Annotated in this window: 16 protein-coding genes; 3 read left to right on the forward strand and 13 right to left on the reverse strand. The window is 70.4% G+C overall.

Annotated features, from left to right (window positions below; all coding sequences use genetic code 11):
• Window positions 1-46 precede the first annotated feature (46 nt).
• Window positions 47-439 carry a coiled-coil domain-containing protein gene (locus ACTWPT_RS22115; protein ID WP_443179331.1) on the forward strand — a complete coding sequence of 131 codons (393 nt, stop codon included), beginning with the start codon at window positions 47-49 and terminating at the stop codon, window positions 437-439.
• Window positions 440-498: 59 nt separating this feature from the next.
• Here ACTWPT_RS22115 and ACTWPT_RS22120 read toward each other — a convergent pair whose 3' ends face one another.
• The 5 genes from ACTWPT_RS22120 to ACTWPT_RS22140 all read right to left on the reverse strand — a co-directional run bounded on the left by ACTWPT_RS22120 (window position 499) and on the right by ACTWPT_RS22140 (window position 4040).
• On the reverse strand, window positions 499-765 hold the full coding sequence (locus ACTWPT_RS22120; protein ID WP_305921852.1) for a hypothetical protein: 267 nt from the start codon (window positions 763-765) through the stop codon (window positions 499-501).
• Between the two features lie 69 nt (window positions 766-834).
• Entirely contained in the window at window positions 835-1686 is an 852-nt protein-coding gene (locus tag ACTWPT_RS22125; RefSeq protein WP_443179332.1) for a helix-turn-helix domain-containing protein, read from the reverse strand.
• Window positions 1687-1743: 57 nt separating this feature from the next.
• Window positions 1744-2004: a hypothetical protein gene (locus ACTWPT_RS22130; RefSeq protein ID WP_443179333.1), complete on the reverse strand. Its 261-nt coding sequence runs from the start codon at window positions 2002-2004 to the stop codon at window positions 1744-1746.
• Window positions 2005-2098: 94 nt separating this feature from the next.
• Complete coding sequence (locus ACTWPT_RS22135) at window positions 2099-3112, reverse strand: phosphotransferase family protein (protein WP_443179334.1); 1014 nt, start codon at window positions 3110-3112, stop codon at window positions 2099-2101.
• A 121-nt stretch (window positions 3113-3233) separates the two neighbouring features.
• Entirely contained in the window at window positions 3234-4040 is an 807-nt protein-coding gene (locus ACTWPT_RS22140) for a GNAT family N-acetyltransferase (protein WP_443179335.1), read from the reverse strand.
• Between the two features lie 56 nt (window positions 4041-4096).
• Here ACTWPT_RS22140 and ACTWPT_RS22145 point away from each other — a divergent pair, with 56 nt between their 5' ends.
• Window positions 4097-4996: an ROK family protein gene (locus ACTWPT_RS22145; RefSeq protein WP_443179336.1), complete on the forward strand. Its 900-nt coding sequence runs from the start codon at window positions 4097-4099 to the stop codon at window positions 4994-4996.
• Window positions 4997-5108: 112 nt separating this feature from the next.
• Here ACTWPT_RS22145 and ACTWPT_RS22150 read toward each other — a convergent pair whose 3' ends face one another.
• From ACTWPT_RS22150 to ACTWPT_RS22180, 7 genes are all read right to left on the reverse strand, one after another.
• Window positions 5109-6815: an acyclic terpene utilization AtuA family protein gene (locus tag ACTWPT_RS22150; RefSeq protein WP_443179337.1), complete on the reverse strand. Its 1707-nt coding sequence runs from the start codon at window positions 6813-6815 to the stop codon at window positions 5109-5111.
• Window positions 6800-7558 carry an enoyl-CoA hydratase-related protein gene (locus ACTWPT_RS22155; protein ID WP_443179338.1) on the reverse strand — a complete coding sequence of 253 codons (759 nt, stop codon included), beginning with the start codon at window positions 7556-7558 and terminating at the stop codon, window positions 6800-6802. The genes ACTWPT_RS22150 and ACTWPT_RS22155 overlap by 16 nt, the downstream gene beginning before the upstream one ends.
• Window positions 7555-9438: an ATP-binding protein gene (locus ACTWPT_RS22160; RefSeq protein ID WP_443179339.1), complete on the reverse strand. Its 1884-nt coding sequence runs from the start codon at window positions 9436-9438 to the stop codon at window positions 7555-7557. Before ACTWPT_RS22160 ends, ACTWPT_RS22155 begins: the two co-directional genes overlap by 4 nt.
• Window positions 9435-11024 carry an acyl-CoA carboxylase subunit beta gene (locus ACTWPT_RS22165; protein WP_443179340.1) on the reverse strand — a complete coding sequence of 530 codons (1590 nt, stop codon included), beginning with the start codon at window positions 11022-11024 and terminating at the stop codon, window positions 9435-9437. Before ACTWPT_RS22165 ends, ACTWPT_RS22160 begins: the two co-directional genes overlap by 4 nt.
• Entirely contained in the window at window positions 11021-11653 is a 633-nt protein-coding gene (locus ACTWPT_RS22170) for a TetR/AcrR family transcriptional regulator (RefSeq protein ID WP_443179341.1), read from the reverse strand. The genes ACTWPT_RS22165 and ACTWPT_RS22170 overlap by 4 nt, the downstream gene beginning before the upstream one ends.
• Before the next feature lie 111 nt (window positions 11654-11764).
• On the reverse strand, window positions 11765-13987 hold the full coding sequence (locus ACTWPT_RS22175) for a protein kinase domain-containing protein (RefSeq protein ID WP_443179342.1): 2223 nt from the start codon (window positions 13985-13987) through the stop codon (window positions 11765-11767).
• Window positions 13988-14155: 168 nt separating this feature from the next.
• Entirely contained in the window at window positions 14156-15517 is a 1362-nt protein-coding gene (locus ACTWPT_RS22180; protein WP_443179343.1) for an FAD-binding oxidoreductase, read from the reverse strand.
• 52 nt (window positions 15518-15569) lie between these two features.
• Between ACTWPT_RS22180 and ACTWPT_RS22185 the strand changes: the two genes are divergently transcribed.
• Window positions 15570-16139 (forward strand): hypothetical protein, encoded by a 570-nt coding sequence (locus ACTWPT_RS22185; RefSeq protein ID WP_443179344.1) that lies wholly within the window; start codon window positions 15570-15572, stop codon window positions 16137-16139.
• Window positions 16140-16143: 4 nt separating this feature from the next.
• Here ACTWPT_RS22185 and ACTWPT_RS22190 read toward each other — a convergent pair whose 3' ends face one another.
• Window positions 16144-17349, reverse strand: coding sequence for an aminotransferase class I/II-fold pyridoxal phosphate-dependent enzyme (locus ACTWPT_RS22190; protein ID WP_443179345.1), 1206 nt, complete (start codon window positions 17347-17349; stop codon window positions 16144-16146).
• Between the last annotated feature and the right edge of the window lie 125 nt (window positions 17350-17474).

Consider the following 17474-nt stretch of genomic DNA (forward strand, 5'->3'; position numbering starts at 1 on the left):
TCGCATATATCCCCGGTCCCTCCCCCCCAACCTATGGGAGATTACCTTGGGGTACAAGGAAATCTGCTGCACGCTCGGCACCGCCCTCGACAACGACTTCATCCAGATGCGGGCAGACCACGCCGAGCTGGCGCAGGACCTCACCGAGCGGATCAACGGAGTGGCCAGCCGCGTCAAGACGCTTGACGGGAAGGTCACCAAGCTCGATGAGCGGCTCACCAGGGTCGAAGACAAGGTCGACAGGCTCGAAACGAAGATGGACGCCAAGTTCGAGCAGGTCGACGCCAGGTTCGAGCAGGTGGACGTCAGGTTCGACAGGCTGGAGTCGAAAGTGACCGATATGCAGGGGAGCCAGCTGGAGATGATGGAGATCCTCGTCGCCATCCAGCGCAAGCTCGACGTCGACAAGCCCGACATCGACAAGGCCGACCTCAACTAGTTCGCCCTAACGCCGAAGAGCGGGCCCGCATTCGCCACGGGCCCGCTTTTTCGTGAGCTTCAGGCGGGCAGGGCCGCGAGGAGGAAGGCAAGGCGGGCGGCGGCGGATTCCACGTCGTCGGTCGTGCCCAAGCGGTAGCCCCACGACGTAATGAACGCCCCTTCGTCCGAACACGTCACGGTCTCCGCGAGGGTGGCCGAGAAGCGGTTGCGGACCGATACGTAGGCCGGGTCGCTGGACAATGCCAGGGTCTGGACGGACAGGTCGGCGTGACGACCTGCGTGCCAGGCGAACCGCTCGAGGCTGAGCGCGGTATCAAGCATCATGCGTCACCTCCGCATCGTCTCGCGACAGAATTGCACGATCTTGCGGTGGGAGGCAAGCAATTGCGACGGTTAATGTGGGCTTTGTTTTCGGTAAGCGTGAAGAATGCGGATCAGGACTTCCCGCCCGCCCTCATCGAACTCGGCCACTTTCGCATAGGCGTCGAACGCGTTGACGTAGAAGGCGATGTCATCGGGATCGCGCAGGACCAGGTCTTTCGTCATCGTGGCCACGCCCACCATGGCGTCGTTGTAGATCCAGAACCCGTTGATCGGCGCGGACGGCAGCTCGGTGCCGAAGGGGATCACACCGAACTCGACGTTCGGCAATGTGCTGACCGCGAGCAATCGATCAAGCTGGCCGCGCATGACGTCGGCCGGGGCCAGCGTGGTGTGCAACGCCGACTCCGGCACCACGAACCTGAACGTCCTGCTCCGGTCGTACAGGATCTCCTGTCGCTGCATGCGCACCCGCACCGCCGCGTCGATCTGGTCGGCGGCGCTGTAGAGGCGCTTGACCTTGCGGAAGACGTACCTGGCGTATTCGGCGGTCTGCAGCAGACCCACGACGATGCCCGGCTCGAAGGCCCGGAACAGTTTGGTCCGGGCCTCGAGGTCCCGCATGTCCTCCTGGATGGCGGCCAGGCCGCTGCGGTAGCGCTGCTTCCAGCTGTCGTGCCGCTCCGCCAGGGCAATGACCTGCCTGATCAGCTCGTCGGTCGTGTCGGGCGCGGCACTGACGGCCTGCGCCCACGCGACCACGTCATCCTCGGTGGGGGTCTGCCGGGCGTTCTCCAGCCGTGAGACCTTGGACGGCTGCCAGCGCAGCCGCTCGGCCAGCTCCTTGCCCGACAGTTGGACGGCCTCGCGCAGTTGCCGTAGCTGACCGCCGAGGTCGATGCGCGCCTGCTGAAACGACGTCACGCCGCAAGAGGCTAGCCCCGGTTGCGTCGATCATGCCAGCGTCGGCCGCAATTGTGATCAACCGGTTGCAGCCGGTGCCTCTCCGCTGGTCGGGAAAGCGGTTGCCGTGTTGTCAGACAGGACCCGGCGGGCGATTTCGGTGATGAGTTCGCGGGGGACCTCGACCGCGGTCTCGCCGTCGAGGACGTCGCGGAGGTCGGCGAGCGCCTCCGCGTCGGTGACTTGGAGCCCCTGCACGACGATGGTGCCGCGGTCGGTCTCGTACAGGGTGGGACAGGCGCCCGCCTCCGAGGTGGAGCCGAGGAACCGCATGCGCATGACGATCCTTCCCCGAAATATCAGTGCAATTGCGCGCAATTGTACGTCTCGGAGATGTCCTGTGATCGTGCTTTCCGAAAATCGCTATATACGGTCAGCCGAGAACGCCGTCCCTGAACTCCCGCGCCCGCTCGAACAACTCCAGCGTCGTCGCGTGCAGCAGGTCGCCGATGTCCTTGGGCGCCTTGCCGGCGAACGCCCGGGCGTGCGTGCCCTCCAGCACGATGCCGAGCTTGAAGCAGGCCATGACCGCGTACCAGCCGATCGCCGACAGGTCGCGCTCGGACAGCGCCGCGTAGTAGGCGACGAGTTCCTGAGGCGACGGGAGCCCGGGCACGTGGCCGTTGTTGGAGGGCCAGGTGGCCAGCAGCCAGCCCAGATCGAGCAGCGGGTCGCCGATCGTGCACATCTCCCAGTCCACGATCGCGGCCACGCGGGGTCCGTCGCAGGCGAACATGAGGTTCGCGAAGTGATAGTCGCCGTGCATGATCCCGGGGGTGAACGACCGGGGGAGGTGGAGGGTCAGCCAGTCGGCGGTCTCCGGTAGGCCGGGGATGTCGGGGCCTGGGTAGCCGTCGAGGTCGCCGTACGAGTCGAGCTCCTTGAGCCAGCGGGGCACCTGCCGCTCCAGGAACCCCTCGGGCCGGCCGAAGCCCGGCAGCACGCCCGGATCGACCCGCCCCAGCTCGGCCAGCGCGGCGGCGGCCTCGAACCCCATCCGGTGCCTGATCGCCGGGTCGGACGCGTGCGGCTCGGGCAGCCCCACCGACGGGTTGAACCCGTCGACCGGCTCCATCAGGTAGAAGACCGGCTCGCGTGCCGTCTGCGCCGCCACCAGCGCGGGCGCGGGGACCGGCGTGTCACGCAGCGCTCCCAGCAGCCGCGCCTCACGGCGCAGCACCTCGTTGCTCTTCTGGCGGGCGTGCAGGGGCGGGCGGCGCAGGATGTACGGGCGGCCGCCGCGTTCGAGCCGGACCATGACGTTCTGCGTGCCGCCCATGACCGGTGCCACGCCCGTGATCGGGCCCCCGGGCAGCCCCTGGCCGTCCATCCACGCGCCGAGCGCGTCGAAGTCGATGGCGCTGATGTCGATGTGGGTGGAGGTCATAGACCGCCCTTCGCAGGCCAGCTCGCGCATGCCACCAAGCTGCCGAGCCGGCCGCCGGCCGGCCGACTGCCGGGTAGAACGATATTCTGGTGGTGACCTTAAGTGGGCGCTGCGCACCCGGTCAACCCAGGGCCTGCATGAACGGCAGGAACTGGCAGGCGGGATCGCCGGGCAGGTCGCCGCCGCGCACCATACGCGAGACCTGCCACGGGTCGGCGATACCGTGCCCGCCCGCCCATCTGATCATCGACTCATGGGCGAGGTCGAAATCCATGCGTACCTCGCCGTCCGCCCCCAGCGCCAGATCGCCGATCAGCGCCCGCGCGGTCTCCTCGTCCCGTGCCACGACCGGACCGATGACCGTGTTGTCGTCATTGCGCCAGCGGTGGCCGAAGCCGCCGTCCGCGATCCTGACCTGCTCGCCGAACGTGAACATGCGCCGCAGGAGCGCGGACCGGTCCGTGCCGAACAGCTCGGCGTCGAGCGCCAGGATCGTGCCGAGGTCGTCCGGGGTGGCGGGGCGGGTCCGGCCCGAGTGCTCGCCTCTGAAGAGGCCCGTGTGCTTGGCGGCCCGGCCGACGACGCGGAAGCCGAGCCGTTCGTAGAGCGGGCGGCCGTACTCGGTGGCGTACAGGGAGACGGTCCGGTCACCGGCCCGCTCCAGCACGTGCTCCATGAGGCGGCGGCCCAGGCCGCGCCTGCCGAACCTGGAGGCCGTGAGCACCATGCTGATCACGGCGTGGTCGTCGCCGTAGCAGGTCAGGATGTTCGTCGCAGCCAGGCCGTCGCCGTCCGGGGCGTCGATCCCGTACGGCTCGCCGACCTCGAACAGCAGGCGCCACTTATGCCGTTCGGGCAGCCAGCCGCGGTCCTTGGCCAGGCGCGTGCAGTCGTCCAGGTCGTCGAGGGTGAGACGGCGGGCGGTCATAGGGGACATCTTTCTCTATGGAGGATGCTGATCTCAAAGTGATTGTGGAGGGCGGGATGGAGTGCGTTGTAGCGGTCGATGTCGGCGGGACCACCATGAAAGGCGGACTTGTCGCTCGTGACGGGACGATCCTCTACGTCGAGCGCCGGCCCACGCCCCGCGCCGAAGGGGCAGAGCGGGTGATCGCCGCCATCTCGGCCTTCGTCGGCGACCTGTCCAGGCCGCGGGCCGGGATGTGGCCGGTGGCCGTGGGGCTGGCGGTGCCGGGGCTCGTCACGGCCACGCACGCGGTCTTCTCCGCGGCGTTCGGGTGGCGGGACGTCCCGGTAGCCGCGTTCACGGACGTCGACCTGCCTGTGGCGCTGGGACATGACGTGCGGGCCGCAGGGGAGGCCGAGCTGGCCTACGGAGAGGGCGGGCGGGACGTGTTGTTCCTGCCGATCGGCACGGGGATCGCGGGCGCGGTCGTCCTGGCCGGCTCCGTGTACGGGGGCGCGGGCGGATGGGCCGGGCAGATCGGGCACATCCCGGTCCGGCCGGAGGGGCTGCCGTGCGGGTGCGGGCAGCGAGGCTGTCTGGCGGCCTACGCGTCGGCCGGGGCCATCGCGGCCCGGTGCGGCGAGCCTTTCGCCGAGCACGTTCTGCGCAGGGTGCGGCAAGGGGACGAGGTGGCGGTCGAGGTGTGGGGGGAGGCGGTCGAGGCGCTGGCCCTGGCCCTGGCCACGTACACGCTGCTGCTTGATCCGGCGTTGGTCGTCATCGGCGGCGGGTTGTCGCAGGCGGGCGACGCGCTGCTGGAGCCGGTACGCGTCGGCCTGGCGCAGCGCCTTGCCTTCCGGCCCGCTCCCGACGTGCGGGCGTCGCGGCTCGGCGGGCAGGCCGGCCTGCTGGGGGCGGGGCTGCTTGGCTGGAGGGCCTGTCCCACAGTCCTGCGCGGCGCCACGCGCCGCCGGTGACCAGGCCCGCGCCCCAGGTCCAGGCGGGTCGTCGATCGTCGGCGGTGACCAGGTGCGGGCGGGGCTCGTCGAGGGCCGGCAAGCCGGCGCGGGCGGCCGATCATGAACGGGCTCAGGAGTCGGGGAGGAGCTCGGCGGGGATGTCAGACAGCTGGGCGCGTAGCTCCTCGCCCAGGGCCTTGGCCTGCGGGTCCATGCGCGGGCTCGCCGCCACCCCCCGGCCGAGCAGGCCGTGGACGACGAAGTTGAGCGCCATGATGTTGGGCAGCTCGTGACGCTCGATTCGGTAGGGGGCCAGCGCCGGGAGCAGCTCCTTGAGTCTGGCGACCGTGAGATGAGCCGCCAGCCAGCCGTACCGGCCGGCGGTGTCGCCCCAGACCCCCAGGTTCGCGTTACCGCCCTTGTCGCCTGATCGAGCCCCTGCGATCCGCCCCAGCGGCGCTCGCACCACCGCTCCACCGACCGTGGATGTCACCTCGCCCTGGGCGGGTGCGGGGAGCGGGTGGAGGGCCGTCGCGGCCCGGGGCGCGTCGTCGGCAAGGGGCAGCTCTTCGCCGTCCACGAACACCCGCGGGCGGACCTCGGCGGCCGGGACGAGGACCGGCCAGTACACGCCGTACGGCGAGGCGTCGCCCGGCGGGGTGAGCCCGTAGAAGCCCGGGTAGCTCGCCAGTCCCGTCTCCACCACCGCCGAGGAGAAGGCCCGGCCGGCCTTGTGCCGGTCGGGGTCCATGACCGTGATCCGCAGCAGCCCGCCGTCGCTCAGCGTCACGTCCACCTGGTCGAACGACTCACGCGGGATCCGCGCCCAGATCGACTCCTCCGCGACCCTGGCCTTCGCCTCCATGTCCAGCCCCGTCAGCACGAGCGTCATCGTGTTGCGGTAGCCGGCCAGGTAGTTGACCGCGACCTTGAGCGTGTCCGGCGGCGGCTCCCCTCGGGCCCCGGACACGAGCACCCGGTCCGGCCCGTCCTCCGACAACGTGATCGTGTCGAACCTGGCCACCACGTCGGGACCGGGGTAACGCGGGCCGCCGATCTCGTAGACGAGCTGCGCGGTCACCGTGCCGATCGAGACCAGGCCGCCCGTGCCGGGATGCTTGGTGATCACCGCCGACCCGTCGGCCCGCAGCTCGGCGATCGGGAAGCCGCAGCGCGCCAGGTCGGGCACCTCCTGGAAGAACGCGTAGTTGCCCCCGGTCGCCTGACAGCCGCACTCGATGACGTGCCCGGCGACCACCGAGCCGGCCAGCGCGTCGAGATCGCCGGGACCCCAGCCGTAGCGCCACATGCCCGGCCCCGTGACCAGCGCCGCGTCCGTCACCCTGCCGGTCACCACCACGTCCGCCCCCGCCCACAACGCGGCCGCGATGGGGCGCCCGCCCAGGTACGCGTTCGCGGTCAGCGGGGTCGCGTCGAGCCGCTCACCGGTGTCGGCGTTCACCAGGTCGAGCGGCCTGCCGGTGAGGTCGTCGCCGGTGACGTACGCGACCTTGGGGGACAGGCCGAGCCGGGCGGCCAGTTCGTGCACGGCCTCTGCGCAGCCGGCCGGGTCCAGGCCGCCCGCGTTCGAGACGATCTTGATGCCTTTGTCGAGGCAGGGGCCGAGGACGTCCTCCAGCTGCCGCAGGAACGTGGGCGCGTAGCCGGGACGGCCCTTGAGCCGGTTGCCCGCCAGGATGAGCATGGTCAGCTCGGCCAGCCAGTCCCCGGTCAGCACGTCGATCGGCCCGCCCTCGACCATCTCCCGCGCCGCCGAGAGCCGGTCGCCGTAGAAGCCGCTGCAGTTCGCGATCCGCAGCGTCACGGCGATGCCCACTTCGGCGGGCGTTTGTCCCAGAACGCCGCGATTCCTTCCCGTCCCTCCTCCGAGGTGAACCGCTCGGCGGACAACTCCGTCATCCGCCGCAGCCCTTCCTCGAACGACAGCTGCGGCACCTCTCTGAGCAGCCGCTTGGTGATGGCCAGCGCCTCGGGGCCGCCCTTGATCAGCATCCCGGCGTAGTGCGCGACCGTCGCGTCCAGCTCCTCCTCCGGCACGGCGCGCGACAGCAGCCCGATCTCGGCGGCCCTGGAGGCGCCGAACACCTCGCCGGTCAGGAAGTATTCGGCCGCCGCCCGGGCATCGAGCCGCCTGAGCACCGGTACGGAGATCATGGCGGGCACGACGCCGAGGCGTACCTCCGTGAACGCGAACGACGCCGTCAGCGGCGCGATCGAGAAGTCGCAGGAGGCCACCAGCCCCAGGCCGCCTGCCCGGGCGGTGCCGTTCAGCCGGCAGACGACCGGCTTCGGGCTCTCCCAGAGCAGCGTGAAGATCTCCGGAAGCGACGCCGTCACCGGCGCGCCCGCCTTCTGCTCCTTCAGGTCGGCGCCCGAGCAGAACACGGTCCCGGTGGCGGTCAGCACGATCACCCTGGCCGCGGGCTCGGCCAGCGCCCAGGTGAGCGAGTCTTGGAGGTCGGCGAGCAGGCGTACGGACAGGGCGTTGCGGTTGTGCGGTGAGTCCAGCGTGACGGTGGCGACGCCACCCGCCAGGTCCTTGCGTACGAGGCTCGTCATGGGTTCCCTTCCTGGATGATCGCCAGTACGGCGCCCGCCTCGACCTGCTGTCCCTTCTCGACGTGCACGCCGGAGACCACGCCGTCGGCCGGGGCGGCGATCCGATGCTCCATCTTCATCGCCTCCAGCACCAGCACCGACTGGCCTTTCGTCACGCGGTCGCCGGCCGCTACCTCGACCCTGAGCACGCTGCCCGGCATCGGGGCCAGCAGGGACCCCGGCGCGACGTGCTCGACGGGCTCGGGCAGGCGCGGTACCGGGATCAGCTCGGCGTGGCCGCCGGCATGGTCCACGTAGACGGTGCCGTCCTCGTCGTACTGGGCGATCTCGAACGTGTGCCGGACGTCGTCGCGTTCCAGGACCACCCGGTGCGGCTCGGCGCTGACCGTGACGACGCCACCGGGCAGCGGGTCATAGACGACGTCGATCCCGGCGAAGCAGGCGCGGGAGGGCTGGGAACGGACGTTGCGCCAGCCGCTCGGCAGGCCCGCCAGCACGGGGGCGCGGCGGCGGTGGGCGGCGGCCAGGGCGAGGGCGGCGGCCAGTGCGGACAGCTCAGGTGGCTCGTCGGTCCGCTGAGGAACACCGGCGTGAACGGGTCCATCGGGGGCCAGGAAACCGGTGTGGGTGTCACCGGCCACGAAAGCCGGATTTGTCAGGATATTCAGCAACAAATCACGATTCGTTGTGAGGCCGTGCAGCCGCGCCTCCCGCAGCGCCGCCACCAGCTTCCGCACCGCCGCCGCACGGGACGAGCCATGCGCGATCACCTTGGCCAGCATCGGGTCGTAGTACGGCGAGACGACCGACCCCGACTCGACCCCCGAATCCACTCGCACGTCGCCGCCGACCTCGAACCGCCTCAACTCCCCCGACTGCGGCAGATAGTCACCGTCCTCCGCATAGAGCCGCACCTCTACGGCATGCCCGGACGGATCGGGCGGCACGGGTGGCAGCGCGGCCCCCTCGGCCACCTCCAGCTGCAACCGCACGAGATCGACACCGTAGACCAGTTCGGTGACCGGATGCTCGACCTGGAGCCGGGTGTTCATCTCCAGGAACGCCACCCGATCCCCCTTGACCAGGAACTCCACCGTCCCGGCCCCGACGTACCCGATCGAGCGCGCGGCCCTGACCGCGGCCTCGCACAACCGCTCCCGCAGTTGGGGTGAGACGCCCGGCGAGGGGCACTCCTCGACGACCTTCTGGTGCCGCCGCTGCACGCTGCACTCGCGTTCGCCCAGCGCCCACACGGTCCCATGCGTGTCGGCCAGCACCTGCACCTCGACGTGCCTGGCCCGTTCCAGCAGCGGCTCGGCGAACACGGCCGGGTCGCCGAAGGCCGACTCCGCCTCCCGCCGCGCGGACTCGACCTCGCCCGCCAGCTCCCGAGCCTCCCGTACGATCCGCATGCCGCGGCCGCCCCCACCGGCGGACGCCTTCACCAGCAGCGGGAACTCGGCGGGCGCGGTCAGATCGAGCGAGGGCAGGACCGGGACCCCGGCCTCCTCCATCAGCCGCTTCGCCGTGATCTTCGTTCCCATGGCCTCGATGGCCGCGGGCGGCGGGCCCACCCAGGTCAGCCCCGCCGCCAGCACCGCCTGCGCGAACGCGGCGTTCTCCGACAGGAAGCCGTAGCCGGGATGCACCGCGTCCGCCCCGGATGCCGCGCAGGCCTCGATGATCCGGTCTATGTCCAAGTAGGTATCGGACGGGCGGGCGCCGCGCAGCCGTACCGCGAGATCGGCCTCTGCCACGTGGGGTGCGTCCGCGTCGGGGTCGGCGAAGAGGGCGACCGTGGAGATGCCGAGCGACCTACAGGTACGGAAGATGCGGCGGGCGATCTCGCCCCGGTTCGCGACGAGCAGACGCGTGATCACGGCCGGAACACCCCGAATCCTTTGGGCTCCGGCATCGGTGCGCTGTTGATCGCCGACAGGCACATGCCCAGCACGGTCCGCGTGTCGCGCGGGTCGATCACTCCGTCGTCGTAGAGCCGTCCAGACAGGAAGAACGGCAGCGACTCGGCCTCGATCTGGGCCTCCACCATGGCACGCATCGCCGCGTCGGCCTCCTCGTCGTACACCTGCCCCTTGGCCTGCGCCGATGCCCGCCCCACGAGGGACAACACCCCGGCCAGCTGCGCCGGGCCCATCACCGCCGACTTGGCGCTCGGCCAGCTGAACAGGAAGCGGGGGTCGTAGGCGCGCCCGCACATGCCGTAGTTGCCGGCGCCGTACGAGGCTCCCATCACGATCGTCAGATGCGGGACGGTCGAGTTGGAGACCGCGTTGATCATCATGGCGCCGTGTTTGATGATGCCGCCCTGCTCGTAGTCCTTGCCGACCATGTAGCCGGTCGTGTTCTGCAGGAAGAGCAGCGGGGTGCGGGACTGGTTGGCGAGCTGGATGAACTGGGTGGCCTTCTGCGACTCCTCGCTGAACAACACGCCGCGCGCGTTGGCCAGCACTCCAACCGGGTAGCCGTGGATCCGCGCCCATCCCGTCACCAGCGAGGCGCCGTAGAGCGGCTTGAACTCCTCGAATTCGCTCCCGTCCACCACCCTGGCGATCACCTCACGTGGGTCGAACGGCACCTTGAGGTCCTCGGGCACGATGCCCAGCAGCTCGTCCGCCGGATATTTCGGATCCCGTGAAGGGAGTGGGGCGATGCCCAGCTTGCGCCAGTTGAGCGACCGTACGATGCGCCGCCCGATCCTGAGCGCGTCGTGCTCGTCCTGGGCGAGGTGGTCGGCGAGCCCGCTGACCCTGGCGTGCATCTCCGCGCCGCCCAGCGACTCGTCGTCGGACTCCTCCCCGGTCGCCATCTTGACCAGGGGCGGGCCACCCAGGAACACCTTGGCCCGTTCCCGCACCATCACCACATGGTCGCTCATTCCGGGCACGTACGCGCCGCCGGCCGTGGAGTTGCCGAAGACGAGCGCGATGGTCGGGATCCCGGCCGCCGACAGCCTGGTCAGGTCCCGAAATATCCGCCCACCCGGAATGAAGATCTCCTTCTGCGTCGGCAGATCCGCGCCGCCGCTCTCGACCAGGTTCACGTAGGGGAGGCGGTTCTGCATCGCTATGTCCGCGGCCCGCAGTGACTTCTTCAACGTCCACGGATTCGACGCCCCGCCGCGGACCGTGGGGTCGTTCGCCGTGATCATGCACTCGACCCCCTCGATCACCCCGATCCCGACGACCATCCCGGCCCCCACCTGGAACTCGCTGCCCCAGGCCGCCAGCGGCGACAGCTCGAGGAACGGCGAGTCCGGGTCGACGAGCAGCTCGATGCGCTCCCTGGCGAGCAGCTTGCCTCGCCTGCGGTGCCGCTCGACGTACTTCTCCCCGCCGCCGGCCACCGCCTTGGCGTGCTCGGCATCGAGCTCGGCCAGCTTGGCCAGCATCGCCTCGCGCCGTCGCCGGTATTCGTCCCCTTGAGTGTCGATCCTGCTCCTGATCATGAGCCCTCCGTAGTTGACGTCCGCGTCAACCCGATGGCCTGCGCCCACAGCCGCGTCAGATGATCGACGGCCAGCTCCTCGTCGGCCTGCTCCCCGAGGTCGATCCAGACATGAGCGAAATGCTCCACCATTCCACCCAGCATGATGGCGGTGAGCCTGGGATCCAACGCCGGATCGGCCAGCCCCTGCTCCTGCAGCCGCCGCAATCCGTCCGCCCCGCGCCGCACGAACACCTCGCGCAGCTCCAGCAGCAGCTGCCCGAACCTCTCCTCGGAAACGGCCGCGTGCTCCACCATCCGGACAAGACGCGAGTTCGCCGCCCACGCCCGTAGGTAGAGGCGGTTGGCCGCCTCGATGCGCGCGTACGGATCGCCCGTGGCCGTCTCCCCGACGACGCTCGCCGCGAACATCTCCCCGACCACGGCCTCGGCCACCTCGCCGAACAGCGCTTCCTTGGAACCGAAGTAGGTGTAGAAGGAGCCGTGCGAGACCCCGGCCCGCCGGCACACGTCGTCGATCCGCACGGCGTCGTAGCCGTGCTCCTCGAACGCCTCGCGTCCCGCCTCCAGCAACGCGGCCCTCGTCCGCTTGCCCCTCGGCGTCAGCACCGGCGACGACCTGACGATCACGTCAACTACGTTAGCTGTGAAGTTCCCCATGCGAAAGCCCTGCCCGTGAGACATGGGGCACCGGGCAGGGCTTGGTAGGGGGAAAGGCTGCGGCCGAGGGCCGGAGCGACGTCAGCTGCAGTGGCTCCAGCCCGACTTCCAGCTCTTCTCAGCCCACTGTCCGCCCCAGATCACGCACTTCTTCGCGGCGGGAAGCCTGATGGGCCCCGCGTATGCCGTGAACCTGCCCGGGTTGCTCGCGCTGGATCCGCCCTTCACCTGAAGGATCGCATTCATCTGCACCTTGCCCGGGTGGACGTAGCGCGACATCGTGACCACGCAATTCTTGCCCGCACTGGAGTTGTACAGGAGGTAGATCGTGGCGACGGACAGGGCGTGCGAGTCGACGATCTTATAGCCGGCGCCGCACAGGGATGTCGGCCTGTAAGGATTCGGCTTGAGCGGGACGTATGTCTTGGTCGGCTTGCTTGTAGGAGCAACAGTGGTTGTGGGGCCGGATGTCGGAGGCTGCTCCGACGTCGGCTCGGTTTCCGGGTCGACCGTGTCCGTCTGCTTCTTCTTGGTCGGGCTCGGCGAAGGCTCGGGCCGCTTCGTGGTGGTCTGAGGCCGTGGCTGGGCTGTCTCGACCGGGGTCGTCGGGACCTGGGCGACCGGCTGCTTGGTCTCCTTCTTCGGCTTCTTCGTCTCCTCCGGCACCTCGATGTCCACGGTGGGAACCGGGTCCGAGGTCTCCGTCGGGATGACGGGGGCAGGGGTCACATCCGCCGAGGGAGGCTCGCCGGGCTGGCCGGCGCCCGAGCCGTCGCCGGGGGTGTTCGCGCTCGAGTCGCCCACGGCCACCACCGGGACCTGCTTGCTGTTCGCCTGCACCACGACGGCGCCGGCTACCACGAGCAGGGCTGCGGCGGCGGCTCCTGACAGGGCCAGGGTCAGGGTGCGGCGCTGCCTCGCCGGCGCACCGTCACCGGGCCGTGAAGGACCGCCCGGCCCGCCCGTTCCACCGGGCGGCCTGCCAGGCCCACCTGGCCCGCCGGGCCCCCCGCTGTGCCCACCCGGACCGCTGTGCCCGACCGGCCCGCCGTGCCCAGCAGGACCACCCGGGCCGCTGTGTCCGCCTGGTCCGTTCGGTGCTCCGCCTTGGAACGGGCCGCCGGCGGGCATACCGGACGCGGGCGTCCCGGCGGGGGCGCCGCCGAGCTGCGGGCCGCCGGGCGTTCCGAGCTGAGGGCCGCCGAACTGAGGGCCGCCGGGTGTCCCGGGGTACGGGCCGGCGTGTGGTGAGCCGCCTCCGGGGGCGGTGCCCATGGGGGAGGCGCCTTGGCCGGGGCCGTTCTGGGCGGCGGCAGGGACACCGTAGGGGCCCGTCTGTGGCGGTGCAGCGGGCGGCTGCGGCTGACCCGGCACCATGGGCTGAGGGCCGGTGGGCTGCGGCCGGGGGCCGGGGGAGGCGCCCTGGCCCGAGCCGGGCTGCGAACCCGTTCCGGGCTGCTGCCCCGTCACCGGCTCGATGGCCGACTTCGGCGCGGGCTGGCCCGTGAGGCGGACGATGAGCTCGTCGGCGCTCGGGCGCTGGGTCGGGTCCTTGGACAGGCAGGCGGCCACCAGGTCGCCCAGCTCGCCTTCCATCGCTCCGAGCTGCGGCTCCTCGTTCAGGATCCGGTTCATCACCACCGGAATGGAGTCCGCGCCGAACGCGGGCTTGCCGGTCGCGGCGAACACCATCGTGACGCCCCACGCGAACACGTCGGCCGCCTCCGACACCGTCGCGCCGCTTAGCTGCTCCGGCGCCAGGTACGACGGCGTCCCCATCGCCATCCCCGTGGCCGTGGCGCCCGGCGAGTCCAGTGCACGGGCGATGCCGAAGTCGATCACGACGGGTCCCTCGGGCCCCATGAGCACGTTCGCGGGCTTGAAGTCGCGGTGCAGGATTCCGGCCCGGTGGATGGCGGCGAGCGCGGTGGCCGTGCTGATCGCGAGCCGTTCGAGCGCCGCGCCCCGCCGCGGGCCCTCGTTGATGACCAGCTCACGCAGGGAGGGCCCGGGAACGTACTCGCTCACGATGTACGGGCGGCTCCCGTCCAGGTCGGCGTGGAGCACGGGAGCGGTGCAGAACCTGGCCACCCGCTGTGCCACCGCCACCTCGCGCAGGAACCGGGTCCTGGCGTCGGCATCGGCCACCAGGGCGTGGTGCAGCAGCTTGACCGCGGCCTGTTCCCCGGAGTCGCTCTTGCCCAGATAGACAACGCCCTGGCCGCCCTCGCCGAGCCGGGCGACGATGTCATACGCCCCCAGCCGTCGCGGGTCGTCCGCCGCCAACGGCTGGAACTGATTCACGTCGGACCCCCATCACAACCCAGTAGATGAGGCAAAACGCTATCAGTGTGACGCTGGGGACGTCTGCCGGACGTATCAGAAGATTCATCTTCTGACGCCACAAGTCAGCGTCTCGTCGCAGGTCGTGTACGTGGCGACGCCCAAGGTCACGGCTTGGTCAAGGGCCGCTCAGATGGCCTTGCCCGGGTTGAGTATGCCCAGGGGGTCGAAGACGGCCTTGATTCCGCGCTGGACCTCCGCGGCCACCGGCCCCGCCTCCATCGCCAGCCAGCGCTGCTTGAGCAGCCCCACGCCGTGCTCCCCGGTGAGCGTGCCGCCCAGCTCGAGCGCATGCGTGAAGATATCGTCCGCTGCCGCCCACACCTCGGCGGGCGGCTCCAGCATGCCGCGGTCGAAGATGAAGACCGGGTGCAGGTTGCCGTCCCCGGCGTGCGCGACCGTGCAGATCGTCACGCCGTGCCGGGCCGCCGCCGCCTCGACCGCGGTGATCATGTCGGGCAGTACGGACCGCGGCACGCAGACGTCCTCCACCAGGCACGCCCCGAGCCGCTCCTTGGCGTCGTAGGCCATCCTGCGCAGCCCGATCAGCTCCTCGGTCTCCTGCGGGCTGGAGGAGACGGCCACGAACGAGGCGCCGTTCTCCATGCAGATCCGCTCCATGCGCTCGGCCACCACCTGCCCGTCCGCTGCGTCGGACTGGCCGATGAGCATGGCCGTCGTGCCGGCCTCCAGCCCGAAGTTCCGCATGTCGTTGATGGCCTCGAGCGTCGCGCGGTCGAGCAGCTCCATGAGCGACGGCTGGCAACCGGCCGCCATGATCGCCGACACGGCCGCCCCCGCGTCCCTCAGCGAGCCGAACTCGGCCGCGAACGTCGCCGGCGGCCCGGCCGGCGCCCGGCGCAGCCGCACCGTGGCCGCGGTGATCACGCCCAGCGTGCCTTCCGAGCCGACGAACAGGCCGGTCAGGTCGTAGCCGGTGACGCCCTTCATGGTGCGCCGGCCGGTGTTCAGCACCCGTCCGTCGGCCAGTACGACCTCGAGGCCGAGCGCCGAGTCCCTGGTCACGCCGTACTTCACGCACCGCAGTCCGCCGGCGTTGGTCGCCAGGTTCCCGCCGATCGTGGAGATCTGGTACGAGGACGGATCCGGGGCGTACATGAGCCCGTGTTCCCTGGCGGCCCGGTCCAGGTCGGCGGTGATGACGCCGGGTTCGACGACGGCGATCTCGTCGGCGGGGGAGAGCTCCCTGATCGCCGTCATCTTGGCCAGCGACAGGATGATCGCGCCGTCGCCGGCGACGGACGCGCCCGCCAGGCCGGTGCCACCGCCGCGCGGCACCACCGGCACCCGGTGCTCGCTCGCCCACTTCATGGTGGTGACCACGTCGTCGCGGGAGGCTGCGAGCACCACGCCGAGCGGCTTGCCGGGCTCCAGGAACGTCCGATCGCGGGCGTAGGAGTCGATCACGTCGGGGTCGGTCAGCACCCGGGCATCGGACAGGGCGTTCACCAAGGCATCAATCGGTCTCACATCATGCAGCTTATGGTTTGCGCAGAGTGCTCCTTAGGGACAAACTGCCCGGGTGGAAGTCAGGTGCCCGGAGTGTTCGCGGACCGACCAGCTCGTCGCGGTCCCCGGAGCGGTCGCCGCGGGGACCACGTACAAGATCGGGCGGGTCAGGTTGCCCGGCACGCGTGAGGTCGCCGATCTGCCCACCGCCGCGACGCTGGGCGCGTCCAAGCACGTGATGAGCCGCACGCAGCTCGCGGTCTGGCTGTCGTTCCCCAGCCGCCACTACACCCCGTGGGCCAGGAACCAGGGCTACATCATGTTGTGCGCGGCGGCGCTGGTGCACCTGGTCGTGTCACTGGTGATCGCGATGGGGCAGAATCCGCAGTGGGGCGAGGTGCTGCTCGCCCCGTTCTGCCTGACGGGCCTGTTCTGGGGGTTCGGGCTGCTGAACGTGCTCGGCTCGTACGGCGCGCGCAGGCGCGACAACGTCGAGGCCCCGGCCAGGGAGAAGGCCCTGGCCGTGTGGGAGGGCCTCTACTACTGCGCCCGCGACAACGTCGTCTTCGAGCCGGAGGTCGGCGTCTCGTTCCATCCGAGCGAGACGCGCGACTACATCTTCGGCTTCAGGCACAACCGCTAGGCGGTCAGCCGCGCTCCTCGGCCACCAGGCGCACGCAGACGGCCAGGCCGTTGATGGCCTGCTCGAGCTCGTCCAGCTCCGGGTACGTCGGCGCGATCCTGATCGTGCGGTCGTCCGGGTCCTTGCCGTACGGGTGCGTGGCGCCGGCCGGCGTCAGCGCGATGCCCGCCGCCTTGGCCCTGGCCACCACCTCGGCCGCGTGCGGCACCTCCAGGCTGATGAAGTAGCCGCCCTTGGGGCTCGTCCAGGTGGCCAGGCCGCCGAGCTGCTCGGTCAGCACCTTGTCCACCAGCTCGAACTTCGGACCGATCAGGTCGGCGTGCCGCCGCATGTGCGCGGCCAGGCCCGCGCCGTCGCGCAGGAACTCCACGTGACGCAGCTGGTTGATCTTGTCGGGGCCGATGGACTGCTTGGCGGTGTTGTGGAGGAACCACTCGGCGTTCGCCGGCGAGGAGCCGAAGAACGACACGCCGGCCCCGGCCAGCGTCACCTTGGACGTGGAGGCGTACACGAACACCCGGTCGGCGTTGCCGTGCGCGGCGGCCAGCGCCAGCAGGTCGGCCAGCTCGGCCGGGGTGTCGGTGAGGTGGTGCACCGCGTAGGCGTTGTCCCAGAAAATCCGGAAGTCGGGGGCGGCGGCCGGCATGGCGGCCAGCCTGCGGACCGTCTCGTCGCTGTACACGATGCCGGACGGGTTGCTGTACTTCGGCACGCACCACATGCCCTTGACGCTCGCGTCGGTGGCGACGAGGCGCTCGACGACGTCCATGTCGGGGCCGTCGGCGTTCATCGGCACGGGGACCATCTTGATCCCGAACCGCTCGCAGATCGTGAAATGCCGGTCATAGCCGGGCACCGGGCACAGGAACGTGATCTCCGGCTCCTCGATCCACCGTCGCTCGGCCCCGGGCACCTTGGACAGCAGCGCGTGCACCACCGTGTCGTGCATGAGCGCCAGGCTGGCGTTGCCGCCCACAACGAGTCGCTCGGCGGGCACCTGGATCACCGGCGCGAACAACGCGCGCAGCTCCGCGAGGCCCTGCAGGTTGCCGTAGTTGCGGCCGTCGGTGCCGTCGGCCGCCTTGTATGACGACGGCAGTTTGAGCATGTCGTTGGAGAGGTCGAGCTGGCGCGGCGACGGCTTGCCCCGGGTGAGGTCGAGCGAGAGCCCTCGCTGGACGAGGGCGGCGTAGTCACGCTGAGCGGTCACAGATCTCTCCTTGGCATCGGTCCCAGACCGCAAGGATAGAAGAACTCGAGGCGCGGCCTCGCCGCCGTCTGCCATCCGGGACAAGCCGCGAGCAAAATCATCGGCCGCCAATGTCAAAGAACGAC

The sequence above is a fragment of the Nonomuraea sp. 3N208 genome (assembly GCF_052245935.1).
In the GTDB taxonomy this organism is placed as follows: domain Bacteria; phylum Actinomycetota; class Actinomycetes; order Streptosporangiales; family Streptosporangiaceae; genus Nonomuraea.